The organism is Nostoc flagelliforme FACHB-838, from assembly GCF_014698065.1.
Taxonomy (GTDB): Bacteria; Cyanobacteriota; Cyanobacteriia; order Cyanobacteriales; family Nostocaceae; genus Nostoc; species Nostoc flagelliforme_B.
The window spans coordinates 1-2,308 of sequence record NZ_JACJSI010000639.1; the positions used below are offsets into that span (position 1 = coordinate 1).

General features: G+C 39.3%; 1 pseudogene. It reads right to left on the reverse strand.

From position 1 onward, the window contains the following. Positions 1-115: 115 nt before the first annotated feature. A pseudogene (locus tag H6G97_RS50080) lies at positions 116-1,127 on the reverse strand (IS4 family transposase); the annotation flags it as partial. Between the last annotated feature and the right edge of the window lie 1,181 nt (positions 1,128-2,308).

Below are 2,308 nucleotides of genomic sequence, written 5' to 3' on the forward strand. Positions count from 1 at the left end.
TTGGACAGTAAGGTATTAATTCCTCTCATCGTTCAATCAGGAGCCAACGTACAGTACAGTTCCTAATTCAAACAAATCCCCTTGTCAATAGGGTTTGAGATGCGCTAACCCTGCATAAATAAGACAGTCCCAATAAACGTTTAACCACGTAAAAAGCCTCTTCAATTCTCCATCTTCGTCGATATAAATCAGCGACGACATAGGGAGGTAATATGTGTGGGTCGAGAACAGAAGTAATATAAGAATAGCTGGTTTTACCAACCTTTATCTCGATTAAACGTAAAGTCAGTACTGGTGCGCCACGACGAGCAGTACCAAGTTGAATCAATCGGTCTTTAAGTAAATGATCATAGCTAAAAATTTTTAAGTATTTAATAGAAGCTTTGGCTTTTAAACGAGTAATAAAATGGACTTCTTGATTAATCAGTTGTTGTAAAAACTGAAAATGATAGAAACCTCTGTCAAGTAAAACCAGAGTTTTAGCAGGTAGCAAATTCAGTAATGAAGTTTCAAAATTAGTTTCGGATGCGGCAGGATTAGTATGAAACCAGACTTCGACAGGTAAACGAGTGACTAAATCAATAACTGTACAAATCTTACCTGCAAGTTGCCCTGTTTTCAGGTCTTCCAAGCTTTTTAGCTTCCGAAATAGAGCCTCCAATGTAGACCCATCAGCTATCCATATTCGTTCAAAATTATCAAGTGCAAACTTCACACTATCTGGCAATGGTCGTCTGAATCTTTGTTGCCAATTAAATTGTAATTTCGGCAATAAATCTTTAAACGTCCGCTCAAATAATTCCGAAGGAAATACTAAAAATCTTTCTGACAAAGACTGTTGAGCAACTTTAGTAGCAGGACACCATAATAAACCTTCTCGTGCTAACAGACGATTTAACTCTTGAACACCAGGAACTTGTCGCCACAACAGTGTTAAAACTGCTGCTACCATTAAAGATAAATTGAGAACCCTGTCTCGTAATCCTAACTGTTTATAATATTTTTGTTGGGCAAAAACTGCTGGTATTAAATATTGCTTCTAAGTGTTTAGCGATCACTTCATTATCTATAGTAGGAGTATTATGTTTGTGTGCGTGATCAGAGTTTTGTTTTTGTCGCTTGGGCATAATGGTAGACCAAACTTCTCATTACCTCGTTTGATAATTGAATTTACTTAACAATGCTGCCCGCTTTTTACGTCGTTACAATACTTTTTCATCTGCTATAAAAGCAGTTAAATATTTTAAAGATAATGATAATCAAATATAGGGGGAGGAGGTGAGCGTCGCTCACCTCCTCCCCCTACCCTCAACACGATTATCATTCTTATTTAAAATGTTTTGAGTATTTTAACTGATTGACAAAAGGTACTTTGTTCTAACCTCTCACCGATGTTAAGCGTCCAGGAGCGGATGACACGCTTGAAAAGCTGAAACACTTGTGGTTAAGCAGTTTTTAATTGCTTTTGTAATTCATGCCGGGATTTAGTCATCAAGGGGTAAATTTTTGGGCGGCGGAAAGCAGACTCGTGGTTCACTTCTACCTGGGCGCGAGGGAACAACCTTGTGGGCTATAACGAATGGCACGCTTGATAAGCGTAAACCCCTGATATTACTGGCTTTTGGGTATAGGGTGTAGGGTTAAGGGTTGGAAGAAGATGTTGTTCTATTTGATGCACTAAAATTCAATTTTCTTAACACACTTAGCCTACACCCTACCCTCTACACCCTGCCCTGACTAAGTTTCATCTTTTCTTAGTACCATTCGGGCAAAGGAGGTGAGCCGAATTCGATTCTACTACTGATCCGAATGGCACTAAGAAAAGGTGAAATACTTGCCTGGCAATGAGTTTAGGAAACTAATAGTTTTAAGGTCGGGAATCAAAATAATCGGCAACTCTCAGTTTGCGATCGCTGCCTCATTAGCCTGCGTTTCTCCAAAGTGATGAAACCCTTGTAAATAATACATTTGCGCTTTTCTTAGTGCCATTCACTACTGATCCTTTAAAGGATAGTTTATAGAATAAAGCCCCTAAGTACAAAGGTATTCTACCTCACTTTTTGCAGTTAAGTTGCGGGTTTACTGTCCGATCATACCTGTTCTCAACCGAGTTAAAGCGAGATACTGGGTTTAGTTTTGAAGGAGAGGATGATATGTATACCACGATTACTGGTTATACTTACGGCACTGAGGAGGTTGCCAAGTCACCGCTGTCAATGGAACATCTGAGCTTACTCAAGCAGACGGTGCTGTTTACAGAGGAAGATGAGAAATACCTGCATCTGGCTGGAGAAGTTCTGCAAGACCA